This window comes from Paenibacillus aestuarii (assembly GCF_027789125.1).
GTDB lineage: Bacteria > Bacillota > Bacilli > Paenibacillales > NBRC-103111 > Paenibacillus_E > Paenibacillus_E aestuarii.
Genome location: NZ_JAQFVF010000021.1, coordinates 106,181 through 125,279, shown reverse-complemented (window position 1 = coordinate 125,279; position 19,099 = coordinate 106,181). Strand labels below are relative to the sequence as shown.

Genomic DNA, 19,099 nt, shown 5'->3' with positions numbered 1-19,099 from the left:
ATTAGCCTGCTTTGCAATAAAGGATAAAGTGCGAATTCGGACCTTCTGCAAAAAAGTTTAGTTGTCGGGAATGTTCATTCCGCTTAAGTTGATGTTAGCGGTTTCAAACCGAAACAAGTAGAAGGGGTTGATCACTTTGAAAATCAACAGAAAAATCATTCTTGGTGTAAGCGCTACGATGTTGGCAGCATCTTTGCTTTCCGCTTGCGGTGCCAAGAACGGCGGCACAGCTGCGGGCCAAGCAGGCCAGTCGGCGACGGAGAGCGGACCGCTGAAGGTCAGCATCATGTCGATTCTGCTCAGCGCAACACCGCCAGCGGATGATAACGCGATTAAGAAGCTGATTGAGAAGGCAACGAATTCCGAAATGAAGGTTCAATGGGTATCCGCCAACAGCTATAACGATAAATTAAACGTATCGCTGGCTTCCGGCGATATTCCGGATATCATCTATATCCCGCCAGAATTAATGCAGACTACATTCCGTACGGCTGTTCAACAAGGCGTCTTCTGGGATGTGACGAATTACATCAAAGATTATCCGAATTTATCGAGCAAAATTTCCAAGACAGCTTGGGATTTGTCAAAAATGGATGACGGCAAAAACTACAGCATCCCGCGTCCCCGCCCGTCCGAAGCCGATGCCTTCTATGTGATCCGCAAAGACTGGTTGGATAACCTGGGGCTGAAAGTACCAACGACGACTGAAGAGTTTTACAACGTCCTGAAAGCCTTTACGGAAAAAGATCCCGATAAGAACGGCAAGCAAGATACGATCGGACTTGCAGCGAACGTTACGCCTCCGGATAAAATGGAAGGCCTCGGCCAGCTGGAGTACGCTTTCGCTGGCGCGAACGGTCCGTGGAAATTTGCAGATAACAAATTGGAATACACGGCATTCCTGCCTGAAGAGCATAAAGCGCTGGAATACTTAGCAAACCTTTATAAAGAGAAGCTTATTCCGGAAGATTTTGCTTCGATGAAAGCGTCGCAAGTCAAAGACATGGTGAAAGCCGGCAAGGCAGGCGTCATGTGGGAGAAAGCGGGATCAGTCACAGAGTACGTGAATGAACTGAAAAAGACGAACCCGAATATTAAAGAGTCCGATTTCGTTCCGGTGACGAACTTGAACGGCTACAATCCGAAAGGTCCTGGATTTGCCGGTGTACTGGCGATTCCTAAGACTGTGGACGAAGCGAAAATGAAGCGCATCCTGAAAATGATTGACACTTGGATGAATGACGATGTGTTCAACATTCAGCAGTACGGTGTGGAAGGCGTAGACCATACGGTGAAAGACGGCGTTAAAGTCGTTGATGCCAAAAAACTGCAAGAAGACGGCGGACCGGACTTCAACCAGATCGTCTATGTTGCTGACCCTTACGCGAGCTCGATCAAAAACTACTTCCCGAAAGATGTGCAGGATTCGTATCGTCAAATTCAAGACGAGCGTGCGAAAACAAGCTCCGCAGACATCAGCTTCGGTCTGTACTCGGCGACGGCGCAGCAATTTATGCCTGAATTCCAGAAGAAAATTCAAGATGAGAAAATTAAAGTGATCATGGGCCGTGAGTCGCTGGCTGCTTGGGACGATTTTGTCACGAAGATGAAAGCGGATCCGAGCTTTGCCAAAGTGAGCCAGGAATTAACGGACGCTTACAAGAAGCGCGCAGGCGCGAAGTCATAGCAGGGTACCCCGACTCCCGTACACAGGTGCGGGAGTTGCTTTATGTGGATCAGAAGAGAGGAGCGGTTGGCGATGAGCTATTTTGGGCAAGAGGAATCTATTTTCAGCCAATATGGAACAAATGTGGAGCAGACGCTTGCAACGATTGCTGAGCGATATATCGGGGCGAATCCGAGCCACCCGTTTGTGTACCGGCTTTTTAACCGGGAGGGGTTCACACGGCTTCACGACTATCGGTACGATATGGATTTGGCGAAAAAGTGGCCGGATATGCGCAATGGACAGGTCGTTTACACTTGGGCGAAGCTGTGGATGGACCAGCCTGCTGAGCTGAACTTCGGCATGAGCTGCTACGGTCCGGCGAAGGTGTACGTTAACGGCAAGCTCGCTTACGCCTCGAACATTTCCGACGATGTGGCCCCGGAGCGGAAGAATGTGTTCCGTGCGATGCTGAACAAGGGTTGGAATCCGGTTGTCGTGCAGTATTTGAAGACAGCCTCTGGCTGCGGCGGGCAATTCGGCACGGGCTCTTACAAAAATTTTCCGCTGCATTTCATGAATCCGACGCCTGAACGGGAGGGCTGGGAAGGATGGATTTACTCGGAGCCGACCGAGCGGGATCTGCTTCCGCTGCTTGCGGACGGCTTGTTTGAGCAGGATAACGCTCTGCGTTGGTATCCTTCTGCGCAGTGGAGCGAAACAGAGCTTGCTCAGGGCACGTTTGGCCGACAGTTCGGCACCGTGGCGGGACGATCCGCATTGGCGTGGACGAAGGTGGAGAGCTTGCTGCCGGGCACGCAGGCCATATCATGGCGGGGAAGCCACGAGGGCTCAATTGCGCTCTATATCAACGGGGAGCTGGCTTATTCGGCACCGGCAAGCGGGGAGTTCTGTGTGGATGCGGAACTGCTGTTCGGGCTGAATAATGTGGTTGTCGTGTCCGAGTGCCTGGGAAGTCGGTGGGGGTTCAGACTGCAAGGTGCAGAAGTTAGCGGCGACGTGGCATGGCTGCAGCCAGTTCCTGTAAAGGGATTGGCGGATCACTGGCTCTATCTTGGCACGTTTGCACAGGAGAAGGTTCCGGCCATTCATGAATTGGGGGAGATGCACCACGTCTATGACGACGGCGGGGAGGGGACCTATTGGCGGGCAGATCATCCGGAGACGTGGGTACGCCCTTATTTGGAGAACCCGCTGTTCGGCAAATGGAATTATCCGCTGGGCGTGACGCTGTACGGCCTCATGCAGACCGGGGCGGCGCTGGGCAGACAGGATTACGTTGACTATGTGCTCAAGCACATTGAGCAGTGTACGTCTGTCGATGCGTATTCGCTGTGGGATGCAGCCCGCTATGGAGCGCCTGGTGTCAACAATCAGCTGGCGCTTATGGACAGCCTCGATGATTGCGGCTCGTTCGGGGCTACAATGCTGACGGCAGCGCGTTTCCACGAGCCGGAAGGAGCGAGAGCGGTTGCCGGCCGGATCGCACATTATATCACGCAAGTGCAGGACCGCCTTCAGGACGGCGTGCTGTATCGGGTGCGTGGCAGTGTTGATTTCATGAAAGATACGCTTTGGTGCGACGACTTGTACATGAGCGTGCCGTTCATGTGCCGTTATTTTGAATTCACGCAGGATGCGAGTATTTTGGACGATGCGGTGAAGCAAATTTTGCTGTATAAAAAATACCTCTACATGCCTGAGCTGCAAATTATGTCTCATGTATATGATTTTAAATTCAACAAACAAACGGAAGTGCCGTGGGGCCGTGGCAACGGTTGGGTGCTGTTCTCACTGGCTGAACTGCTGCTGACCTTGCCGGAAAATCACGTGCAGCGCGATGAGCTGCTCGCCTTCTTCCGCGAATTATGCGCAGGGTACCTGCGCCTGCAAGGAACGAACGGGCTTTGGCATCAAGTGCTGACCGATCCGGAATCGTATGAGGAAACATCCTGCACATCGATGTTCTTATATGCGTTCGCCCGTGGTATCCGACTCGGCTGGCTGACTGATGCGCAGCCGTATGTGCGAGCTGTGCGCAAAGGCTGGGAAGGCCTGACCCGTATCAGCATCGACAAGCACGGCCATATTTATGGCGTGTGCCGGGGCTCCGGCTACTCTTTTGCGGCACGCTATTACAAAGATGAATTGTCATGGCTGCTCAACGACACCCACGGGATCGGCATCGTTATGCTCGCCGGGGTTGAGGTGCGCAGTATGATTCGGGATTTGCAGTCGAAATAGGAATGGATCGGACTAGTAAGGAGGTGCTGATGTGGCTGATGGAGCTTTGTTAGCTCTGCTGAATCCGAGCTACAGTTACGCGCAGCTGCCGGATAGCTGGTCGGGTGAGGTTCCGGCGCATTGGAAGGTGATGGCAGAGTCGGTACATCCACCGGAGCGGGGCATTCCCGAATTTCGCGACATCGAGTTTTCGCATGTGACGGTCACTGTCACTGGAGATCTCGACTACCCGCAGAACCGTTCGCGAGCTTTTGAAGTGAAAGCTTACCCAGAGAAGCCGATGCGGGATATTCGCTGGTCGCGTGTGCGGATGACGGTACATGAGGCTGGGTATATTGCTCATGCGCAGGAATGGCAGACGGACGATGTGGTGATCCGCACCTTGGAACCTTCTCTGCTTCGTATGGAAAATCCTGCAAATGTAGAATTGCCAGTTTTCGAGAGTTTAGAAGGCAGTGACGGTAGGGAGGGGGCGGAGTGATGAAAAGAATGATCTATCGCGCCCAATTGCAGCCAGGGCTGGAGGAAGCCGGACTGTCGGCGATGCGGGAAGGTCAGGCAGCCTTGACATTGGTGAACGAGGGCAAGCTGATGACGGCTGCGGGGTTTGCATGGGAAGGCAATCTGTTTCTATATTACGAGTGCATCGGAGATCATGTCCTGCCGGAGGAGATTGCGGGGGCTGTCGAGCCATTTTTGGTGAATTGGCCGGGTCAGGCGAAGCTGCGAAAATGGGTGCCGATGGTAGACGTGTTCCATTTCAATGAACCGGCAAGCTATGAGCATTGGCTGCGCAAAGCTTCCGTCGAGCGGCGTGCCGGGCGTGTCGCCCATTTGAAGCCCGAGATGATGAGCAGCTACATCTACTACCACTATCAGCTGCAGGAGGAGCGGGCCTTCTTGGGCGATAAGTATGAGATTATCGCGATGCACGAAAATTTGCTGTTTGGCTACCAGGAATTCCCAAAGGTTATCGAAGAGCCGATTACGCCGAAAAAGCTAGCTACACACGGCACGCCGGTCAATTGGGAAGACTCACGCATGGATCTGCACTTCCAGGCGTGGCCGGACGGGCATTTGTATTTTAAACCTATCGAGCAGTTGTTTGCCTATTATTGTGAGGATGAGCAGTTCTAGCCCGTAGTCGCGCTGCAGGGCAGCGGGGAGCCGCTCGCCTCGCAGGCTAACGCACAAAAAAGCCTTCACCGAACTTTACAGTTCGGATAAGGCTTTTTTGCGTTTGTTCCCGGCAGGCCGGTGCCGATAGCGCAGCTACTCAGCCGCAGGCTCGAGATTTTTGAACTGATTGGAAAACATCCGGAAGTACGTGCCTTCCTGCCGCATCAAAGCAGCATGATTGCCTTGCTCGGCAATCTCGCCATGGTCCACGACCATGATCGTATCGGCGTCACGGATCGTGTTCAGGCGGTGGGCGATGATAAAGCTGGTTCGCCCTTTCATAATAGAGAGCAAGGCCTCCTGGATATGCAGCTCCGTGCGCGTATCGATGCTGCTTGTCGCCTCGTCCAATATAAGGATGGAAGGATCAGCCAAGATCACGCGCGCGATCGCAAGCAGCTGGCGCTGGCCTTGGCTTAAATTGCCGCCGTTCTCGGACAGCAGCGTGTCGTACCGCAAGGGCAGCCGGTTAATGAACGAATCTGCGTTGGCCATTTTGGCTGCGGCTTCAACTTCGGCGTCGGTCGCATCCGGCTTGGCGTACTTGATGTTATCTTTGATCGTACCTGTGAACAAGTACGTATCCTGCAGCACGATGCCAAAGCAGCGGCGCAAGCTGTCACGCGTGTAAGATTTGATATCGCGCCCATCAATCTCGATCGTTCCACTTGTTGTGTCATAAAAGCGGGTGACAAGATTGACAACTGTCGTTTTGCCTGCTCCCGTTGGCCCGACAAGGGCGAGACTGCTGCCTGCCGGCACCTCAAAACTGACCTGCTTCAAAATCGGAACGTCCTCGCGATAGCCAAAGGTGACATCTTTGAACACCACGTGACCGCGCGGCTTGCGCAGTTCCACGGCGCCTGGCTCATCCGCCGGTTCCTCGGCTTCGTCCAGCACCTCAAAGGCGCGCTCCGCCCCGGCAACACCCGATTGCAAAATATTATACGTATTGGCAATATCATTCAGCGGTCGGACAAATTGGCGCGAATAGCTCAAAAAGCTGGCAATGACGCCGACAGTAATGGAACCTTTGACCGCCAGTACGCCCCCCACAATGGCCACGGCAGCAAATCCAAGGTTATTGATGACACCGAGCAACGGCATCATGAAACCGGACCAGATTTGCGCTTTTAATCCCACCTCGTACAAACGTTCATTGACAGCGTTGAATTCCTCGATCGCTTTGCTCTCGCGGTTGAACGCTTTGACGACCAGAAGTCCCGAGACCGTCTCCTCGATATGCCCGTTCAGCCGTCCCAGCTGCGCCTGCTGATCTTTGAACAGCTTACTTGTCCGCTTGGTGACCGTTCTCGCCAGCAAATACACAAGCGGAACCGTGATCAGACTCGCCAGTGTCAGCGTTGGGCTCAAGATCAGCATCATGATGAACGAGCCGATAATGGCAATCGATCCGCTCATCAGCTGGGTGGTCGATTGAGAGATCGAATTGCTGACATTGTCGATATCATTGGACAGCCTGCTCATGATATCACCGTGCGAACGTCCATCGAAGAAAGCCAATGGCAGCTTCTGCAGCTTGGCGAACATCGTTTGCCGCAGCCGCATGACGACGCGTTGGGCAAGGCCGGCCATGATCCAGCTTTGCAGAAACGTCAGGCCGCCGTCGGCAACATAGGTGCTGAGCAGGGCGATCATCGTCACATTGAGCACGCTATAATTGACCGTTCCGCCTGCCATCGCATCGACGGCCACACCGATCAAATACGGACCGGCAAGCGTCAAGATGGAATCGGCTAAAATAAAGAGGAAAACAATGGTCAGCCATTTTCGCTCATGGCCCAAGTAAGACCAGAGGCGCTGTAAGGTGCCTTTAAAATTTTTCGGCTTAACGACCGGCGCGCGTCCTCCCCGGGGCATCGGACCGGTCAGCATCGGCGGGGCAGGCGCTTGAGGCTGCGGTTGGCTATTGCTTTCATTCGGCTTCGGCATGTAGCGGCAGCTCCTTTCCAAACTGGGATTGGAAAATTTCCACATAAACCCGGCAGCTTCTCATCAACGTCTCATGCGTGCCGACACCGACAATTTCGCCTTCATTCATGACGACAATTTTATCTGCATCCATGACAGAAGTAATCCGCTGGGCGATAATCAGACACGTGACGCCGCTGGCATATTGCTTCAGCGACTCCTTGATATTCGCTTCGGTTGCCACGTCCACAGCGCTGGTGCAGTCATCGAGGATCAAAATGTCTGGTTTGCGGATGAGGGCGCGGGCGATGGATAACCGCTGCTTTTGGCCGCCGGATAAGTTGATGCCTCGTTGTCCGAGCCGTGTTTCATAGCCTTCGGGAAACTCGGAGATGAAGGGATGCGCTTCCGCCATACGAGCGGCCAGCTCAATTTCCTCGCGGCTGGCATCTGCTTTGCCCCAGCGCAAGTTCTCTACGATGGTCCCGCTGAATAAAATCGTAGTTTGCGGCACGATGGCGATTCGCTTGCGCAGCTGGGCGGGATCGAGCAGGCGGATATCGACGCCGTCGACTTTAATGGTTCCTTGGACCGTGTCGTAGAACCGGGGAACGAGCCCGACAAGGGTACTTTTGCCGGAGCCGGTGGAGCCGATAATGCCTACAGTTTCCCCGGGCAGGCATGTAAATGTGACATTTTTCAATACAGGATCTCCCGCCGCTCCTTCATAAGCAAAAGATACGTTGTCAAACTCAATCCGGCCTGCCGGTTGAACCGTGGGCATCAGCTGGGCGGAGTCCCAGGCCATGCGGTTCACTTCGGCGAACACTTCGCCGATCCGGCTGGCGGAAGCTTTGGCACGAACGAACATATTGAAAACCATGGAAATGGTCATGAGTGCGAACAAAATTTGGGTCATATAGTTGACAAAAGCTACGATATGGCCTACCTGCATCTGGTGATGATTGACCCGCCAAGCGCCGAGCCACAGCACGCCTGCGATCCCGAAGTTGACGGTGAGGAGGATCAATGGGTTGAAGATGGAAAGCGTTCTTGTGACTTGAATCGATTTGTTCTGATAGTCGGTGTTCGACTGCTGGAACTTGGCCGTTTCGTGGTCGAAACGGTTGAACGCTTTGACGACGCGCACACCTGACAAATATTCGCGGATGACCCGGTTGACGCCGTCTAGCGCTTTCTGAACGAGGACGAACCGGGAAAAGCCGATTTTCAAGTTCAAGGCGACAAGCAAGCCGACGATCGGGACGACGATCAGCAGCACGACCGAGAGCTGCGGGTTAAGGCGCACCGCCATGATCAGGGAGCCGATACAGAGCAGCGGCGCTTTCACGAAGATGCGCATCAGTCCGTTGACGAAGTTCTGCACCTGGGTGACATCGTTGGTCAAACGAGTAATTAACGAGGCCCTCTCGAAGCGGTCGATATTGCTAAAATCAAGCGATTGAATCTTTTGGAACAAATCGCTGCGAAGCTCGGTGCCGAACTTTTGGGATACGCGGCTCGCCACGATGTTACGCATCGACGCGGCCAACGCGCCGCCTGCCGTAACGAGCAGCATAAGCCCGCCTAGCCGCAGCACATAATCGAGCCGTCCTGCTGCGACGCCAAAGTCCAGAATGTGGGACATAATCGTCGGCTGCAGCAAATCCGCGACCGACTCCAGCGTAACGAAAAATACCGCGACTAGAAATAGCCTCCAATGCTTGTCTACATACTTCTTCATAAAACCCATGCCGCACACTCCCTGTCCCGTGTGAATCTCTCTAATTGAAAGATACTCCCATTTTGGACAAATGTCATCCTCTACGTCTTGAATCTTTTCCATCCACGAAAAAAAGCATATAGCTAGTGAAAATTCACGGGCCATATGCCTTTCATTAAACGTTTTTCAATAGATGGTCGCACCAATCCAAATAAAGCCGTTCGTAGCGCACGCCAAAGTCAACGACCGATATGGTAGAGGCAAGCGGATCGTGGGGGTTGGACGGATCCACCCTCGGAGTCAGCTCGGCAATTTTCGCCGTATATTCGGCTAGCCGCTCCTCATGTTGTTTGCGGATGGCTTCAACTTGCGCTTTCATCTGATCCGGTTCAATCAGCCAGGAATTGAAAGCTTTCAATAGAAAGTCATCGCGGACATTTTCCACACCCGCCGGCTCTAACGTCCACTGTACAAGCACATCGCGTCCAGATGGTGTAATCTCGTACAATTTCTTCGCAGGACGGTACGTAAGCTGCTCCACGCCTTGCAGCTTGACCAAGCCTTCTGCTTCCATTTTCGATAACTCGGGATAAACTTGATTGCTGCCTACTTTCCAAAAAGGGCCCAAACGGCCGTTCATTTGCAGTTTGATATCGTAGCCGCTCAGCGGTTCACGGGCCAGCAAAGTAAGCAATGCGTAGCGAATAGAGCTCATAACCATGTCTCCTTGTCCAAGATGTGGGAAGATCATTTGTTTTATAGGTTCATTTTAATCTATAGATGTGCATTCTGCAATGTTTATTTATAGGTTAAAGTTAACTTGTATTTTTGTTGACTCATCATTTTTCATAAGTTATATTGAACCTATATCTAAGTTAACACAAAACAAAAGAGGAGATGGAGAAGAAATGAAACATACAGTAATCAAGTATGTCAAAAAACCGCAAACGATCGTTGCGGTAGTGGTGGCCTTGATGGCGCAAATTATTTTTTGTGTGGTATGGATGACGGCTTATGATGGGGTGCTGGATCGCGTCAATCATCTTAAGGTTGCGATTGTGAATCAAGATGGGGCAGCGGGCGAAGCTCTCGCGAAGCAGCTGGAGAGCGATCTCCCTTTTGAAATAACGGAGCTGGATCAAAAGCAAGCCGCGGATCGGCTGATCCAGCGTGATGTTCATCTTATTGTGACGATTCCGGAGAAGTTCGGGCAGATGCTGCAGACATCGGGTACGCAGGCCGAGCTGACGTACACGCTCAATGAATCAAACCCGCAAATGACGAAAAGCATGATGCAAACTGTCGTCACGCAAGTCACCAATGAGATGAACCGAAATGCTGCGCTTCAAGGTACACAAGTGGTGCTCCAGCAGCTGAAGCTTCCGGCTGATCAAGCGTCGCACACCGCCCAAAGCTTAATGAATAAAGTGCATGCGCAAGTTCAAAATTTGAATAAAGTCGATGGCATGGATAATCAAATGGTGCCGATGATGCTCGTGCTCGCTTCCTATGTTGGTGCCATGCTGATGGCGATGAACATTCACCAGGTTGCGCAAACGATTGGCTCTGCGTGTTCCACAAGACAGCATTTTGCAGTTCGCGCGCTTATTATATTAGCGGCTGCAGCGATCATTTCCATCGCCGGTTCCTCGTTGATCGCCGCGCTTGGCGGACAAATGGCGAGCGGCTTCGCGGCATTCTGGCTCTTCCATTTCCTTACACTTGTCACATTCATGTTCTTTGCTCAAATGTTTCTCGTCGTATTCGGCATGGCGGGCATGTTCTTGAACATGATGGTGCTGTCGTTGTCACTTGTCACCTCAGGAACGATTGTGCCGAAACAGCTGCTAAGCAGCTTTTATCAATCGCTCGGCCAGTTCCTGCCGGCAACGTATTCGGTTGAAGGCATCATGAACTTGCAGTTCGGCGGGGCGCATACGGAGAAGGATGTATGGATGCTGATGGTTACGATGGTTTGCAGCGCTGCCATTACAGCGGGGGCGGCTGCCATCAAAGGGCGGGGTAAGCGTGTGCAAGCCGCCGCCGCTGATCGTCCCGATGCTGCTAACGTTGCGGAACTTTCCGCGCATTAAGGTCCGAAAACCGGTGCTAACTTGGATGCGGGGCGCTGCTCGCTCAATCCGAAATATTCACAGAAATTCATGATCATCGGGTTCCATTTCGCTGGGTCGACATAATGGGGATGACCTTCCATGAGCAGACTATCTTTGATATGAACTTTATCGATCCGCACTTCCATTGCGACCAGCGAGCTGGGCTCCTCGAATGGATGCACCTTAACTAGCGTCGCTTCGAGGTGTATGGGGCACTCTTGGACGCGTGGCGGCCGTACCGTCTGTGAGGCAAGCGGAGTTAGTTCCGCCACGCCGAATTTGTCAGGTTCATACTGATAACTAAGCGCAGCTTTGGTTTCCGGCACGGGACTGCGCCCGGTTAGCAGTGTCAGCCGATCCACCGCTTCAGTTAAATTGCTGGCAGGCAGGTTGATTACGCATTCTTGTTCGCGGATGATATTCTGGACGGTCTGCGATTTACTGCTCATGCCGAGCATGCAAGATTGATTTAACCACCAAGCTGAAGACATCGGGGCGAGATTGGGCGTACTGTCTGGATTCATCGTGCTGATCAGAACGACTGAGGTGCCGAAGTAAAGAATTTTCGGTTTAATTACGGTGTGCATAAGTGCTGATCTCCTTTTTGTGGAAGCAATTTTTGATAACTATATCACAGGCTTATGGCGGTAAAAAGGAATCTGGAATATGACAGCAAGATCGCAAAAGTCGTATCTCACTTAGCAGGAAATGAGCTGCTTCCCACAGGGGAGTGGCTTTATTTTTGAGGAAAAAATGATAGGACACGCTTGGTCTTAATGGTATGCTTTAAATTAGGAGATTTACTCAAAATCAAGGAGGACCTATGGCTGCTAAACAGATCAAGTTACGTGCTTTTGAGACGCATGATATTCATGAGCTTCATCGTTGGTCCAACGATCCCGATGCAATCCGCACGGTCGGCCGAATTCCGCAAACTTTGGAACAAATTGAAAAGTTGGTTGAGAAGAAGAGAAGCCGCGGCGATCTTTGTTTGGCTGCCGAAGATGGTGCGGGCCGGCTAATTGGCTGGGTTTTTCTAAAAGATATTGAGCACGATCACGGCAGGGCGGCGATTGGGATTCTGCTTGCGCCTGAAGCCAGAGGTCAAGGGTATGGGCAGATCGTGATGGAACAAATGATCGACATCGGTTTTCAGCAGCTTCGCTTGAACCGAATTTACTTAACGACAAGAGGCTTCAATGATCGTGCCATTCGGCTTTATGAAAAAATCGGCTTTGTCATTGAGGGCAAACTGAGACAGCATGCTTTTATGGATGGCGTGTATACGGATACGTACCTAATGGGGCTTTTAGCCTCGGAGTGGAAGCAAAAATAAGTAACTTATCATCGTTGTAATGAAGTGAAAGCGCCTTGCTGCTAGTAAAGTAAAGGCGCTTTTTTTGGATCGTAAAAAAAGACATACGAGTATAAGTTGTGAACATGCGGAAGCTTCTTTTCAATAGTAAGATGAAATTCTAGTTGAGCGGGATATGAGGATTTCCTGGGAAATGGACGTGAGGATGAAGGAGGAGGATGGGGTCAATGTTCCACAAATTACTGACAGCGCCTGTGAATGGCGGGTTTCGCATGGAAGATTATTGGGTTTGGTGCGGTTCGGCCGTTCAGGGGGAGGATAGCAAGTTTCATTTATTTGCTTCCAGGTGGCCGAAGTGGCTTCCGATGCATCCGGGCTGGCTCGTGATGTCCGAAATTGTGCGCGCTGTAGCGGATGCACCAGAGGGGCCATATGTCTTCGAAGAAGTCGTATTGCCCGCGCGGGGAGCCGAGTATTGGGATGGGCGCAGTACGCATAATCCGCATATTGTTAAGCATAAAGGGAAATATTTGCTTTTTTATATGGGATCGACACATCCGCTGCCTGAACCTGAACCAGGTGACGGTTACGATCTGTTGGATCCGAGATGTATCGTCGCCAGGGCGTGCAAGCGTATCGGGTTAGCGGTAGCGGACAGCGTGCAAGGGCCTTGGAAAAGGCTGGATGCGCCTATCGTCTCAACGAGGCCCGGTAAGTTCGATAGCTTTTTGACCTCTAACCCTGCGCCATGCGTGGAAGAGGATGGATCTGTGCTGCTGATTTATAAAGCAAGGCAATATGAGGGCAACGTCCATGGCACAATGACGCTAGGCGTCGCGCGCGCCCCTCACTATGAGGGGCCCTATCAAGTGATGAGCGAGCATCCGTTGTTTCCCGCCGACGTGCATTTGGAGGACCCTTTTGTGTGGCGCGGCGAGAATGGCTATGAAATGATTGCCAAAGACATGGAAGGCGACTGGAGCGGAGAAAAATACGGCGGCGTCCGTGCTTATTCGCCGGATGGCCTGAATTGGAAGCTGCATGAGGAGCCGTTCGCTTATTCTCGGACCATCCAGTGGGACGATGGCGTTACGCGGCAAATGGGCAATTTGGAACGGCCATTCCTTTTGTTTCAGGACGGCAAGCCGACGCATCTGTTTGCAGCGACTTCCGATGGCACGCGTGGGTTCCACGATGCTACTTGCACGTGGAACATGGTGATCCCGCTAGCGCCATAGGGAGCGGCGGGAGTGTGTGGCTGCGCGGCGAGTTAGCGTTGTTTTATAACGCTAAGACGCGCCATGCGGTCGCCCGAGCGGAGTTAGCGCTGTAAAACGCGCTAAACCGCGGCCACGCTCCCATTGATTTCCCGCTGCGGATGGTCTTGACTGCAATCGCTTTCGTATTCTACACTGTGAGCAATTGAGACGACACATGGTGAGGAGCAGCGAGGAAAGTGAAAGAAGCAGACGCATTGGGAGCGATTCCCAGCTGGAAGAGATTGGGGTTATTCGCCGTCACATGGCCGATTTTTGTGGATTCTGTACTTCGGATGATGTTAGGCACCGCCGACGTATTTATGCTAAGCCGCTTGTCGGACCAAGTGACTGGAGCAGTAGGCCTGGCCAACGAAATCATTATTTTTTGTATCTTAATGTTCGGTTTTGTCGGCATCGGCACGAGTGTCGCTGTCACGCAGTATCTCGGCGCAGGGCGGCCGCAAGAAGCGAGCAAGATCTCGGCGCTGGCGATTACCATTAACTTAATTTTTGGTATCATCATCAGTATGGTGCTTGTTATTTTCGGCGAATCCCTTATGAAGCTAATGAATTTGCCGGCGGATCAAGTCGGGATTGCCAGTGTTTACTTAAAAATCATCGGCTCCTTTATTTGGACCGAGGCGTTGTCCTATGCCATTTCTTCGGTTATTCGTTCGAATGGCTATACACGAGATGTCATGTTTGTCACATTAGGGGTCAACCTCATTCATGTGGCAGGTAATTTTACACTTATTTTCGGCCATTTCGGATTTCCGGAGCTAGGCGTGACAGGCGCAGCCATATCTACGGTGGGTAGTCGTATCCTCGGCTTAATCGTGCTGCTGATTATTTTGTATCGCCGCCTGCCGGTGCCGATCCGTTTGAAAGATTATTTGAAATTTGATGCCCGGTATGTGAAGCAAATTCTTGGAGTCGGCTTGCCTGCTGCAGGTGAGCACCTGTCGTGGCAATCCCAGCACATGATGATCGTAAGCTTCATCAATATTATTGGCGCTTCTGCACTCAGCGCGCATGTCTATGTGATGAATATAACGAACTATTTTATGGCCTTAGGCATGGCGATCGGAGCGGGAACAGAAATTATTATCGGCCATATGGTGGGTGCCGGCGAGGTAAAAGCCGCTTACCACAGGCTGTTGAAAAGTATGCGAATTACCTTCTTGACTACGCTGCTCGTCGTCGGAACGGTAACTTGGTTCCGTAAAGACCTCCTCGGGTTGTTCACGGATAATCCGGATATCATTGCAATGGGCTCGAGCATTTTGCTGCTTTCGGTGATTTTAGAACCCGGACGAACGTTTAATTTGGTCGTTATCAACTCCTTAAGAGCCGCCGGCGATGCCAAATTCCCTGTCATGATGGGGGTCGTGTCCATGTGGGGCGTGGCCGTCCCTTTAGCCTATTGGCTTGGCGTGCACTCGGGTATGGGCTTGCTCGGCATTTGGATCGCCTTTACGGTGGATGAATGGCTGCGGGGCTTGATGATGATGCTTCGCTGGAAGAGCCGCGCATGGGTTGGCAAGGCTTTAGTAAAACCGCACAATTCAACCAACGCTGCAGCTATATAAAATGCAACAAAGAACGGCCTCAGATCTTGAATCTGGGGCCGTTTTTATTTTGCTGCGGCACTACGCACCAATTGCGATCTGGGTGAATATCCTGCTTTTGCTTATGTGCAAAGGAGGATTAGCTATGGTTCCGATGTATCCTTATTACAGTTACGAGACCCGGTGTCGTCAGACGCCGATTACGTTCCCGGCGCAGCATCAGAATGTGCAGCCTGGGCTGGAGTATCTCATGTATCCGACGCCTATTTCTGACAATCCCGCCTATAAAGGCAGCGGCAAACTGCAGGGGAAGGTTGCCATCATCACGGGAGGTGATAGCGGCATAGGGCGCGCAGTTGCCATCGGTTTTGCCAAAGAAGGGGCCGACGTGGCGATCGTCTACTTATATGAACGCAAGGATGCCGACGCGACCAGACAAATGGTGGAAAACTACGGCGGCCGCTGCCTGCTCATTGAAGGCGACTTGAGGCAGCCTGCATTTTCAGCGGAAGTAGTTCGCCAAACTTTGGACTGCTATGGAAAGCTTGATATTCTTGTCTTGAATCAAGGAGTCCAGTTTCCGCAGGTCGATATTATGAACATTTCGGATGAACAGCTTGAAGATACGTACCGCACGAATATTTTTCCGCTTTTTTATATGACCAAAGCGGCACTGCCTTACTTAAAACCGGGCAGCGCCATCGTTTCAACCGCGTCTGTGACGGCTTATGCCGGCGCCCCTTTGCTGGTCGATTATTCTTCGACTAAAGGTGCGATCGTTTCTTTCACCCGATCGCTTTCGCTGCAATTGGTCTCGCGGGGCATCCGCGTCAATGCGGTTGCGCCGGGACCGATTTGGACACCGCTTATCGTGTCCAGCTACTCCGCCGATTACGTGAAGACGTTCGGCCTGGAAACGCCGATGAAACGTGCGGGGCAGCCGTTCGAGCTGGCGCCGACGTATATTTATTTGGCGTCGGATGATTCATCATTCGTGACAGGCCAGGTGCTGCACGTTAACGGCGGCGTGATGACGGAGACTTGAGTCCTGGCATCCTTGCAAAGGAAGCTGTAGTCGGGATTTGCCCACTTGCAGCATATCATGATCCGCGCCAAGCTGCTGTAGTCCGACTTTGCCCACTTGCAGCATACTTTTTAGCGCAGGCGAGCGAAAAAGCACGCTGTAGTCCGGCATAACCGGACTACAGTGCACAACCCCATGCCTGTGGCGTCAGCAATTGGGCTTTTTCGGACTGCGGCGGAGGAGTCCCCGCGCTCCTTTTCACCCCGGCACTGCGGGTCAAGCCGCCGCCGCTGCCGTATTCTTTTTACTCTGCCGCTTGCGGGCACGTGCTTTCAATCGCCACATGGCCACGCCCGTAATCATCAGCACAAGCGGCATCATGCCGAATAAGAAGTAGATCAGCTTCGTCGTTTCACCGCCCCAAGTGGCAAAATGCAGCCCTTTTCGCCAAGTGTTGTAAATGTTAATGGCGAGATTCGGATTCGTTTTGTAAATCACTTCTCCGCTGGATGCGTCCATATACACCGTACTATTGCTGGCGCTGGAAGCCCCAAAACTTTCTCTCAGCCCGATCTGGTATGTTTGGCCTACTTTTGCGGGCAGCTGAATTTTGATCAATTGGCTGTCCGGATACTTGGTATGGACCAGCTCGGCGACTTTGTCGACCGGAAGGATCGGTTGATCTTTGCTTTTGGATTGCATGGCCGAAGCCGGCACTTCCTCCTTGGCTTTAAACCCGATCCATGCCGGGATCGATTTCTCGTAGGCATTGATAACCCCTGTCAGCGTGATCACCAGCAGGACGGGGATGGAGACGATCCCGATCGTTTTGTGCAGACTCATGTGGTGCGCCAGCTTGCCGCGGTTGCGGATGATGCGGAAGCCGAGCGCCCATTTTTTGATGCCTGGCCACCACATATAAATACCCGTCAGCAAAATGACCATCATCCCTGCGCCCAAGAAACCGACAAAAGAAGCGGCAGGCGCTTTACCGATCATGTTGGTCAGTAAAAAGTACCGGTGCAAATCATAAATGGTGGCAAAAGGCTCCATCCGCGCTTCTTGCACCTGGCCGAACACTTCGCCCGTTCCAGGATCGCCGTACACCAGGCGGCCGCCTTTGCCGCCTTCTTTGGCTATATGCACATGGTAAAAGCCATCCTGAGCCGGCAGCTCAATGCGGTCCGTTTTCAGATCCGGGCTCAAGGCATCCGCCTGCTGCTTGATGGTCAAAATACCGACATCACCGGAGCTTGGCTTGTGCCCGATGGGGTGCATCCAGCGTTCAACCTCGGGTTCGATCAAAAGGAGGCTGCCTGTCGTACACGTCGTGACAATGAACAGCCCTAGCATCAAGCTAAAAAACAGGTGAATGGATAACACAGTTTTTCGCAAATAAATTCCCTCCATGTAAATAATAATGATAATCATTATCACAATAACGAATGATAATCATTATCAATCGAGTTGTCAATCCATAAAATTCCATGAACCGATGGTGAACAAGTGGACAAGTCGTTTCTGCAACGATTTCTGAAAAAATGAATTGACAGATTGTTGAAAGAGAGTAAAATAAACAACGTGCACAACACATGATAATGATTATCAATATTAATTGCGGAGGATCATTCTCTTCCCTTACATAAAAATGAAGTTTTGGAGGGTCTACCTGATGAACAAACGTAACCAACTGATTATTTTAACAGCAGCGATCGCACTCGTAGCGGCAGGCTGCAGCAAAGCAGCGGCTCCGGTGACAACAACAAGCGCTGCGCCTGTTGCAAGTCCGACCCCGAACGTAACGAAGGTTCCGGCGAAGGAAGGTGCGGCCGCTTTTCTGAAAAGCGTCGATGGGTTGAAAGGGCAGCTGAATCAGCAAAAAGTGGATGATCCGAAGAAGTTTTCCGCGACTTTGGAAGGCGAATGGGCAAGCTTTGAGGATGAGATCAAGCCTAAATATCCGGAGCTCTATGTTAAGGTTGAGAAGTTCTTAACGCCTCTGATGGCAGGTTTGACGCAAGAGAAGCTTGACTTTACATTGCTCGGGCAATTAAATGACGGCTTGAAAGGCGCATTGACTGAGCTCAGCACGTCGCTGGCGGATAACAAAGGCGCTGTCAATGCAACTGCAATTGCAGGCTCGCAGCCGCTGCAGGAAGCGACGAAAGCGTATAATAAATACGTGCAGGATCAAGGCAACCAGTTGGTTACGCTTCTGGATCAGTTGAATGCGGCTGTGAAGAGCGGTGATTTGAAAAAGGCACAGGAAGCCTATGTCGCTGCCCGGATGCCCTATGAGAGAATCGAACCTGTTATTGAGAGATTCAGTGAGCTTGACGGCGTGATGGATGCGCGTGTGGATGACTTCAAGGATGAGAACGATCCGGAATTTACGGGTTATCACCGCATTGAGCAACTCTTGTTCGTGAAGAAGTCGATCAAAGAGGCGGAGCCGTTCGCAGCGCGCTTGCTGGATGATGGCAAGAAGATGCAGCAAAGCATTGCCGCCACGAATATCGAAGCAGCCGACTTCGTAACCGGTGTGGGCGAGCTGATGGAAGAGGCGCAAACGAAGAAGATCACTGGGGAAGAAGAGCGTTGGAGCGGAGCTACAGTTCCTGTTATCCGCGCGAACGTTGAAGGCGCTCAGGCAATCTATGATCTGGTCAAAGGCGAGCTGAAGCAGAAAGATGCGGCGCTTGACGATAAGATCAGCAAAAGCTTGACGGCCGTTCTCGATGCGATGAACACGTTGTCGCCGGCTGGGGCAACCTGGAACGACTTCAACAAGCTGGAGCAATCCAAACAAGTCGATTTGAAAAACAAATTGGAAGCTTTGGCGGAACCGCTTGTGAAAATGCCGGGAACGCTTGGTCAATAAGTAAAGCCATACAGCCGTCAGATGACGGAAAGCAGCCGGGGGACGCAAGTCCCCCGGTTTTTTATTTATTGGTACGTAAATTTCAGCTAGTCATGCCTCTTTTATCCAGAATGAGGAAGACAAAAATGCTGAAACAAAGGAGGAAAGACCTAAATAAGTGTCGAATATACTCG

At 51.9% G+C, this 19,099-nt stretch carries 15 protein-coding genes; 10 read left to right on the top strand and 5 right to left on the bottom strand.

Features of this window, described 5'->3' with window-relative positions; all coding sequences use genetic code 11:
* Positions 1–136: 136 nt before the first annotated feature.
* From O9139_RS07045 to O9139_RS07030, 4 genes are read left to right on the top strand one after another with little or no spacing between them, the layout of a single operon-like run.
* Positions 137–1,687, top strand: a complete 1,551-nt coding sequence (locus O9139_RS07045; RefSeq protein ID WP_270878755.1) for a type 2 periplasmic-binding domain-containing protein — start codon at positions 137–139, stop codon at positions 1,685–1,687.
* Positions 1,688–1,729: 42 nt separating this feature from the next.
* Positions 1,730–3,931, top strand: coding sequence for a glycoside hydrolase family 88/105 protein (locus O9139_RS07040; protein WP_270878754.1), 2,202 nt, complete (start codon positions 1,730–1,732; stop codon positions 3,929–3,931).
* Between the two features lie 31 nt (positions 3,932–3,962).
* On the top strand, positions 3,963–4,412 hold the full coding sequence (locus tag O9139_RS07035) for a hypothetical protein (protein WP_270878753.1): 450 nt from the start codon (positions 3,963–3,965) through the stop codon (positions 4,410–4,412).
* The gene (locus O9139_RS07030) at positions 4,412–5,068 is read left to right on the top strand and encodes a hypothetical protein (protein WP_270878752.1); all 657 of its coding nucleotides are present in this window, start codon (positions 4,412–4,414) and stop codon (positions 5,066–5,068) included. The genes O9139_RS07035 and O9139_RS07030 overlap by 1 nt, the downstream gene beginning before the upstream one ends.
* A 135-nt stretch (positions 5,069–5,203) precedes the next feature.
* On the opposite strand, the gene O9139_RS07025 is transcribed toward O9139_RS07030, so the two are convergent.
* From O9139_RS07025 to O9139_RS07015, 3 genes are all read right to left on the bottom strand, one after another.
* Positions 5,204–7,006, bottom strand: a complete 1,803-nt coding sequence (locus O9139_RS07025) for an ABC transporter ATP-binding protein (protein ID WP_270878801.1) — start codon at positions 7,004–7,006, stop codon at positions 5,204–5,206.
* 40 nt (positions 7,007–7,046) lie between these two features.
* The gene (locus tag O9139_RS07020; protein ID WP_270878751.1) at positions 7,047–8,795 is read right to left on the bottom strand and encodes an ABC transporter ATP-binding protein; all 1,749 of its coding nucleotides are present in this window, start codon (positions 8,793–8,795) and stop codon (positions 7,047–7,049) included.
* A 145-nt stretch (positions 8,796–8,940) separates the two neighbouring features.
* Positions 8,941–9,480, bottom strand: a complete 540-nt coding sequence (locus O9139_RS07015; RefSeq protein WP_270878750.1) for a PadR family transcriptional regulator — start codon at positions 9,478–9,480, stop codon at positions 8,941–8,943.
* 193 nt (positions 9,481–9,673) lie between these two features.
* Between O9139_RS07015 and O9139_RS07010 the strand changes: the two genes are divergently transcribed.
* On the top strand, positions 9,674–10,858 hold the full coding sequence (locus O9139_RS07010; protein ID WP_270878749.1) for a YhgE/Pip domain-containing protein: 1,185 nt from the start codon (positions 9,674–9,676) through the stop codon (positions 10,856–10,858).
* On the opposite strand, the gene O9139_RS07005 is transcribed toward O9139_RS07010, so the two are convergent.
* Positions 10,855–11,466 carry a flavin reductase family protein gene (locus tag O9139_RS07005; RefSeq protein WP_270878748.1) on the bottom strand — a complete coding sequence of 204 codons (612 nt, stop codon included), beginning with the start codon at positions 11,464–11,466 and terminating at the stop codon, positions 10,855–10,857. The two genes, O9139_RS07010 and O9139_RS07005, sit on opposite strands and share 4 nt — an antisense overlap.
* 236 nt (positions 11,467–11,702) lie before the next feature.
* On the opposite strand from O9139_RS07005, the gene O9139_RS07000 reads away from it, so the two are divergent.
* From O9139_RS07000 to O9139_RS06985, 4 genes are all read left to right on the top strand, one after another.
* The gene (locus O9139_RS07000; RefSeq protein ID WP_270878747.1) at positions 11,703–12,215 is read left to right on the top strand and encodes a GNAT family N-acetyltransferase; all 513 of its coding nucleotides are present in this window, start codon (positions 11,703–11,705) and stop codon (positions 12,213–12,215) included.
* Between the two features lie 206 nt (positions 12,216–12,421).
* Positions 12,422–13,432, top strand: a complete 1,011-nt coding sequence (locus tag O9139_RS06995) for a glycoside hydrolase family protein (RefSeq protein WP_270878746.1) — start codon at positions 12,422–12,424, stop codon at positions 13,430–13,432.
* Between the two features lie 218 nt (positions 13,433–13,650).
* A complete protein-coding gene (locus O9139_RS06990; RefSeq protein WP_270878745.1) occupies positions 13,651–15,042 on the top strand; it encodes an MATE family efflux transporter in 1,392 nt (463 codons plus the stop codon).
* Between the two features lie 124 nt (positions 15,043–15,166).
* Positions 15,167–16,066 (top strand): SDR family oxidoreductase, encoded by a 900-nt coding sequence (locus O9139_RS06985; RefSeq protein ID WP_270878744.1) that lies wholly within the window; start codon positions 15,167–15,169, stop codon positions 16,064–16,066.
* A gap of 255 nt (positions 16,067–16,321) precedes the next feature.
* Here the strand turns inward: O9139_RS06985 and O9139_RS06980 are convergent, their stop codons facing one another.
* Positions 16,322–17,440: a PepSY-associated TM helix domain-containing protein gene (locus O9139_RS06980; RefSeq protein WP_270878743.1), complete on the bottom strand. Its 1,119-nt coding sequence runs from the start codon at positions 17,438–17,440 to the stop codon at positions 16,322–16,324.
* A gap of 277 nt (positions 17,441–17,717) precedes the next feature.
* Here O9139_RS06980 and O9139_RS06975 point away from each other — a divergent pair, with 277 nt between their 5' ends.
* Entirely contained in the window at positions 17,718–18,926 is a 1,209-nt protein-coding gene (locus O9139_RS06975) for an EfeM/EfeO family lipoprotein (protein WP_270878742.1), read from the top strand.
* Positions 18,927–19,099: the final 173 nt, after the last annotated feature.